The organism is Bradyrhizobium sp. (genome assembly GCF_049581145.1).
GTDB lineage: Bacteria > Pseudomonadota > Alphaproteobacteria > Rhizobiales > Xanthobacteraceae > Bradyrhizobium.
Window position 1 is genome coordinate 1 of sequence record NZ_JBAURI010001162.1, and the last position, 6,720, is coordinate 6,720.

Annotated in this window: 5 protein-coding genes; all 5 read right to left on the reverse strand. The window is 63.2% G+C overall.

The window, feature by feature from the left end; genetic code table 11:
• Nucleotides 1-243 precede the first annotated feature (243 nt).
• Nucleotides 244-2,391 (reverse strand): polyribonucleotide nucleotidyltransferase, encoded by a 2,148-nt coding sequence (pnp, locus tag WCB02_RS37060; RefSeq protein WP_423966777.1) that lies wholly within the window; start codon nt 2,389-2,391, stop codon nt 244-246.
• Nucleotides 2,392-2,729: 338 nt separating this feature from the next.
• The gene (gene rpsO, locus WCB02_RS37065) at nt 2,730-2,999 is read right to left on the reverse strand and encodes a 30S ribosomal protein S15 (protein ID WP_423966779.1); all 270 of its coding nucleotides are present in this window, start codon (nt 2,997-2,999) and stop codon (nt 2,730-2,732) included.
• Between the two features lie 2 nt (nt 3,000-3,001).
• A complete protein-coding gene (gene truB / locus WCB02_RS37070) occupies nt 3,002-4,213 on the reverse strand; it encodes a tRNA pseudouridine(55) synthase TruB (RefSeq protein WP_423966781.1) in 1,212 nt (403 codons plus the stop codon).
• Complete coding sequence (gene rbfA / locus WCB02_RS37075; protein ID WP_423966783.1) at nt 4,210-4,632, reverse strand: 30S ribosome-binding factor RbfA; 423 nt, start codon at nt 4,630-4,632, stop codon at nt 4,210-4,212. Before rbfA ends, truB begins: the two co-directional genes overlap by 4 nt.
• A gap of 161 nt (nt 4,633-4,793) precedes the next feature.
• Nucleotides 4,794-6,720: translation initiation factor IF-2 (gene infB, locus WCB02_RS37080; RefSeq protein WP_423966786.1), on the reverse strand; the 1,927-nt coding region annotated here is incomplete at its 5' end.

The following is a 6,720-nucleotide window of genomic DNA, read 5'->3' on the forward strand; positions in this document are numbered from 1 at the left end:
GCGGCCGCCCGCCAGCGCGTGGTCGCGGTGACGCGGCCAATCGGAGTCAAGTCGCGGCCGTCGTCCAGGCCGGCGGAAAAACTGACTTTCATGTCATCCCCACGTCTTCGCCCCCGCAGCGATTTCCATAACGCCACATCCTTACCAGCAGGTTAAGCGAAGACTTCCTCGACCGCTCCGCCGGGTACTGAAAGAAAAGCGGCGCCTCAAGCGGGCGCCGCTCCAATAATCCATGCTGCTGCTTCAGTCGGCGGCGACGCTCGCCGTCTCCGCGGCCTGGGCCTTCTCGAGATCGGCGCCGGTCTGCTGGTCGACGACGCGCATCGACAGTTTCACCTTGCCGCGGTCGTCGTGGCCGAGCACCTTGACCTTCACCTTGTCGCCTTCCTTGACGACGTCCGTCGTCTTGGCGACCCGGCCCTTGGCGAGCTGGGAGATGTGCACGAGGCCGTCCTTGGAGCCGAAGAAATTGACGAAGGCGCCGAACTCCACGGTCTTGACGACCGTGCCGTCATAGATTGCGCCAACCTCGGGCTCGGAGGCGATGGACTTGATCCAGTTGAGCGCCGCCTTGATCTTGGCGCCGTCGCTGGAGGCGACCTTCACGGTGCCGTCGTCCTCGATGTTGATCTTGGCGCCGGTCTTCTCGACGATCTCGCGGATCACCTTGCCGCCGGTGCCGATCACTTCGCGGATCTTGTCGGTCGGGATCTTGAAGGTCTCGATGCGCGGCGCGTATTCGCCGAGCTCGGCGCGGGCCGCCGTCAAGGCCTTCGACATCTCGCCGAGGATGTGGATGCGTCCGTCCCTGGCCTGCCCCAGGGCGACCTTCATGATCTCCTCGGTGATGCCCTCGATCTTGATGTCCATCTGCAGCGAGGTGATGCCGGCTTCGGTGCCGGCGACCTTGAAGTCCATGTCGCCGAGATGGTCTTCATCGCCCAGAATGTCTGACAGCACCGCGAAGCGGGTGCCTTCCAGGATCAGGCCCATGGCGATGCCGGCGGTCGGCCGCTTCAGCGGCACGCCGGCATCCATCAGCGCCAGCGAGGCGCCGCAGACCGAGGCCATCGACGAGGAGCCGTTCGACTCCGTGATCTCGGAGACGACGCGCACGGTGTAGGGGAACTCGTGGTGCGGCGGCAGCACCGGATGGATCGCGCGCCAGGCGAGCTTGCCGTGGCCGATCTCGCGCCGCTTGGTGCCGCCGAGGCGTCCGGTTTCGCCGACCGAGTAGGGAGGGAAATTGTAGTGCAGCAGGAACGTCTCCTTATACGTTCCCGACAGCGCGTCGATATATTGTTCGTCCTCGCCGGTACCGAGCGTGGTCACCACCACGGCCTGGGTTTCGCCGCGGGTGAACAGTGCCGAACCATGGGCGCGCGGCAGCACGCCGACTTCGCAGATGATGTTGCGGACGGTCTTGACGTCGCGGCCGTCGATGCGCTTGCCGGTGTCGAGAATGTTCCAGCGGACGATCTTGGCTTCCACCTCCTTGAACACGTCGGCTATACGCAGCTTGTCGTATTTCGGCTCCTGCCCCTCGGGGAAGAAATGCGCCATCACCTTTTCCTTGGCGGCGCCGACGGCGGCGTAGCGATCCTGCTTCACGGCGATTGCGTAGGCCTTGCGCAGATCCTGCTCGATGATTCCGAGGATTTCCTTTTCCAGCGCGCTCTGATCGACGATCTGGACGTCGCGCGGCTCCTTGGCGGCCTTCTCCGCGAGGTCGATGATCGCGTTGATGACCGGCTGGAAGTGCCGATGGCCGAACATCACCGCGCCCAGCATGATGTCTTCGTTGAGCTCCTTGGCTTCCGATTCCACCATCAGCACCGCGTCGGCGGTGCCGGCGACCACGAGGTCGAGCTTGGTGTCGGTCATTTCGTCGAGCGTCGGATTGAGCACATACTCGTCGTTGACGAAGCCGACGCGGGCTGCGCCTATCGGTCCCTTGAACGGCACGCCGGACAGCGTCAGCGCGGCGGACGAGGCCACCAGCGCCAGGATGTCCGGGTCGTTCTCCATGTCGTGCGACAGCGTCGTCACGATCACCTGGGTCTCATTGCGCCAGCCATCGACGAACAGCGGACGGATCGGGCGGTCGATCAGGCGGGAAACCAACGTTTCCTTTTCGGTGGGCCTGCCTTCGCGCTTGAAATAGCCGCCGGGGATGCGGCCCGCGGCGTAGGCCTTTTCCTGATAGTCGACGGTCAAGGGGAGGAAGTCGACGCCCTCGCGCGGGGTTTTCGCGGCGACGACGGTGGCGAGCACCACGGTCTCGCCATAGGTTGCCAGTACAGCCCCGTCGGCTTGGCGGGCGATCTTTCCGGTTTCAAGCCTTAAGGGGCGTCCACCCCAGTCGATCTCGACTGAATGAATATTGAACATAGTGGTCTTCTTTCATGAGTTCACGAAAGAACGAACGTCCAAAGCACAAAAACCATGAGCAAGACGGCAGGACGCTGGTCATGCGATCAGCGTCCTGCGATCCTGCCATGGTTTTTGTGATTTGGATGATGTCCATCCTTTGGCGTAGTCACGGGCACCTTGCCCGTCATGTCCAGCGGCCGGATTGCTGCTGGACCTAGATTGAGCATGGGCCATTTTCGGAAAAACCTCCGGGCCATGCTCGCTTGCGCATCATCGTGTTCGAAAAACAGCTGCACGAGCCTTCGAACGATCATGCAAACCGCGCGCTGACTGGCGCGCGCACCAAAAAAACAAGCTCAACGACGAATGTTGTGCTTTTCGAGCAGCGCCTTGTAACGCGCCTCATCGTTCTTCTTCAGGTAATCGAGCAGCGAACGGCGGGTCGATACCAGCTTCAGGAGGCCACGGCGGGAGTGGTTATCCTTGACGTGGGTCTTGAAGTGCCCGGTCAGGTTGTTGATGCGTTCCGACAGGATCGCGACCTGGACTTCGGGCGAGCCGGTGTCACCGGCCTTGATGGCACTGGTCTTGATGACTTCCGCTTTGCGTTCGGCGGTAATCGACATCGTCAAACTCTTTCGTTGCGACCGGAACTGGCGGTCAGCCCGGTCAGGTTGAACACACGCTTGGGGATGAGTTCGCCGTTGCCAATTTCGGCAAGCGCCAAAAGACGGCCTGCCACCGTGACATAGACTGTGCCGCTACCATTGGGCGCATCCCGTCCGCGCAACAAGACGGCTTGGCCCCGATGGAGCCTTGCCGCATCAGCCCGTGTGACGGCCAGTGCCGGGATGTCGTCCAGCGCGGTCTCAACGGGCAAAAGCGCGTCGGCGAGGCTGCCCTCGCCAGACGCGGCTCTATTGCATAAAGCTTCCAGCCGTTCCAGCGAAATCATGACATTTTCGCCAAATGGCCCGACCAGGGTCCGCCGCAGCGCGCAGATATGGCCATAACAGCCCAGAATCCGGCCCATATCGCGGGCCAGCGCCCGCACATAGGTCCCCTTGCCGCATTCCGCCTCGAACACCGAATGGTCTCGATCCAGCTGTTCCTTAAGGGTTAATTGATGGATCTCGACCTGCCTGGAGGCCAGTTCGACGGTCTCCCCATCGCGCGCGAGGTCATAGGCGCGCTCGCCCTGGACCTTGATGGCCGAGTAGCGTGGCGGGGTCTGGTCGATCCGGCCGGTGAATTGCGGCAACAGGTCGCAAATCGACTTTGGCGTCGGTCTGACGTCGCTGGTGCGCACCACCTGCCCCTCGCTGTCATCGGTGTCGCGCTCCTCGCCCCAGCGTACCATGAAGCCGTAGCGCTTGCGGCCGTCCATCACGAAGGGAACCGTCTTGGTGGCTTCGCCGAGCGCAATCGGCAGGCCGCCGGAGGCGAGCGGATCGAGCGTGCCGGCGTGGCCGGCGCGTTTGGCCTGGAACAGCCGCTTCACGATGGCGACGGACTGCGTCGATGTCATGCCGATCGGCTTGTCGAGCACGATCCAGCCGTGGATGTCGCGCCTGTCGCGCCGCGGCTGATTGTTCTGACGCTGCCTTTTGTCGTTGCGCGGATCGTTGTTGGCGCGCGGGGCATTGCGTGGTCCGCTGCGCTCCTCGTTTCCGTTTTGCTGCGGAGGGTGAGTGGCGTCCGCCGCGAGCGTGGCGACGTTTGAGCTCGGATGAGGGGCGGGCGTGGCGTCGCGATGGGTTTCCGAAAAATTATTTGGTTTGACGTCGCGCGGGTCGGGATCTTGCGGGTCGATCGCGCTGTTTGAGGGAATCGCAATCATTTGTCTTCGTCCGAATTTGGTGTGAGGTCTCTTTGCACCCCAGGCGTTCTCAGTAATTTCTCGATCCGTTCCGCTTCGTCGAATCGGTCGTCGGCCCGGAAGCGAAGGTCAGGAGCAAATTTCAAGTTAACGCGCCGCGCGACTTCGCCGCGCAGGAACTTCTTGTTGCGCTCGAGCGCTGCGATGACGATGTCGCTGTCGCGACCGCCGAGCGGCATCACATAAACTGTGGCAAGCTTCAGGTCAGGCGACATCCTCACCTCGGGCACCGTGATGACATGGCCCTCGAGGTCGGCGTCGTGCACGTTACCATGCACAAGAATATCGGCGACAGCGTGGCGTACCGCTTCCCCGACGCGCAGCTGGCGCTGCGAACCGCCGGCCGGTGCCGGACCTCTCTTCTGATGATGGCGCGGCATTTCATTCCTCAAAAACCGTAGCGTCCGCGCGCGTTTGCGGACCGTCACGTCGCTGGTTCAGATAAGTCGTGGAGGACCGGAAGAAAAAATCCGGCCGCGCCGCAGCAATTCCTGCGGCGAAAGATCCTTGCGCTCGTAACACTGCTCGGTAAGATTTGGACTTACAGCGAGCGCTGGATCGTCTCCACGCGGTAACATTCGATCACGTCGCCGACCCGCATGTCGCCGTAATTCTCGAACGCCATGCCGCATTCCTGGCCGGACTGCACTTCCTTCACTTCGTCCTTGAACCGCTTCAAGGTCGACAGCTTGCCTTCGTGCACCACGACGTTGTCGCGGATCAGCCGGACATTGGCGCCGCGTTCCACGGTGCCGTCGGTGACCCGACAGCCCGCGACCTTGCCGACCTTGGAAATGTTGAACACTTCCAGTATCTGCGCATTGCCGAGCATGGTTTCGCGCAAAGTCGGCGCAAGCAGGCCGCTCATGGCCTTCTTCACGTCATCCACGAGGTCGTAGATGATGTTGTAATAGCGGATTTCGATGCCGTTGCGCTTGGCGGCCGCCGCCGCTTCCTTGTTGGCGCGGACCGAGAAGCCAATGATGGCGGCGTTGAAGCCTTCGGCCAGCGTCACGTCGGATTCCGAAATGCCGCCGACGCCCGCGTGCAGAATGCGTGCCGCCACTTCGTCGGTGCCGAGTTTCTCCAGAGAACCGAGGATCGCTTCGAGCGAGCCCTGCACGTCGGCCTTGATGACCAGCGGGAAGTCCTTGCGGCCCGAGGTCTTCAATTGCGACATCATCTGCTCGAGCGAGCCGCGCATGCCGGAGATCGATGCCGCGGCGTTCTCGCGCTTCTGGTGGGCGCGATAGCTCGTGATCTGGCGGGCGCGGGCTTCGTTCTCGACCACGGCGAGGCGGTCGCCGGCCTCCGGCGGCCCGTTGAAGCCGAGCACTTCGACCGGCACCGACGGACCTGCTTCCTCGACGGTCTCGCCCTGATCGGAAATCAGCGCGCGGACGCGGCCCATCTCGGCACCGGCGACGACGATGTCACCGATGCGCAGGGTGCCGCGCTGAACCAGCACGGTCGCCACCGGCCCGCGGCCGCGGTCGAGCTTGGCCTCGATCACGGTGCCCTCGGCGGGACGGTCCGAGTTGGTTTTCAGGTCGAGGATGTCGGCCTGCAGCGCGATCATCTCCAGGAGCCGATCGAGATTGGTCTTGTTTTTGGCCGAGACTTCGACGTCGACGACGTCGCCGCCCAGCGATTCGACCTGGACCTCGTGCTGCAGCAGCTCGGTGCGGACGCGCTCCGGCCTTGCGTCGGGTTTGTCGATCTTGTTGATCGCGACGATCATCGGCACCTTCGCGGCCTTGGCGTGGTTGATCGCTTCGACCGTCTGCGGCATGACGCCGTCGTCGGCGGCGACCACCAGGACCACGATATCGGTGACCTTGGCGCCGCGCGCGCGCATCGCGGTGAAGGCGGCATGGCCTGGCGTATCGATGAAGGTGATCTTCTTGCCGCTCTCCGGCGAGGTCACCTGGTAGGCGCCGATATGCTGGGTGATGCCGCCGGCTTCGCCCGAGACCACATTGGCATGACGCAGCGCGTCGAGCAGCGAGGTCTTGCCGTGGTCGACATGGCCCATCACGGTCACCACCGGCGAGCGCGGTTCGGTGTCGGCGGAATTGTCGACGACGTCAAACAGACCTTCCTCGACGTCGGAGGCGGCGACGCGCTTCACCGAGTGACCCATTTCCTCGGCGACCAGCTGCGCGGTATCCGCATCGATCACGTCGGTGATCTTGTGGATCGCGCCCTGCTTCATCAAGAGCCGGATGACGTCGACCGCGCGCTCGGTCATGCGGTTGGCGAGTTCCTGAATCGTAATCATTTCCGGGATGACCACTTCGCGAACCAGCTTTTCCTTCGGCTCGTGCGAGGCGTGTCCCTTCAGGCGCTGGGTGCGGCGGCGGAACGAGGCGATCGAGCGCTCGCGCACGTCGTCGGCATTGAGCGCGGTGACCAGCGTCAGGCGCCCGCGCTGCTTCTGCGGTGTCGGCTTCTGCGTGGGCTTCGGA

Coding starts and splice junctions, on each gene's coding strand:
- pnp (WP_423966777.1), bottom strand. CDS start 2,391: ATGTTCAATATTCATTCAGTCGAGATCGACTGGGGTGGACGCCCCTTA.
- rpsO (WP_423966779.1), bottom strand. CDS start 2,999: ATGTCGATTACCGCCGAACGCAAAGCGGAAGTCATCAAGACCAGTGCC.
- truB (WP_423966781.1), bottom strand. CDS start 4,213: ATGATTGCGATTCCCTCAAACAGCGCGATCGACCCGCAAGATCCCGAC.
- rbfA (WP_423966783.1), bottom strand. CDS start 4,632: ATGCCGCGCCATCATCAGAAGAGAGGTCCGGCACCGGCCGGCGGTTCG.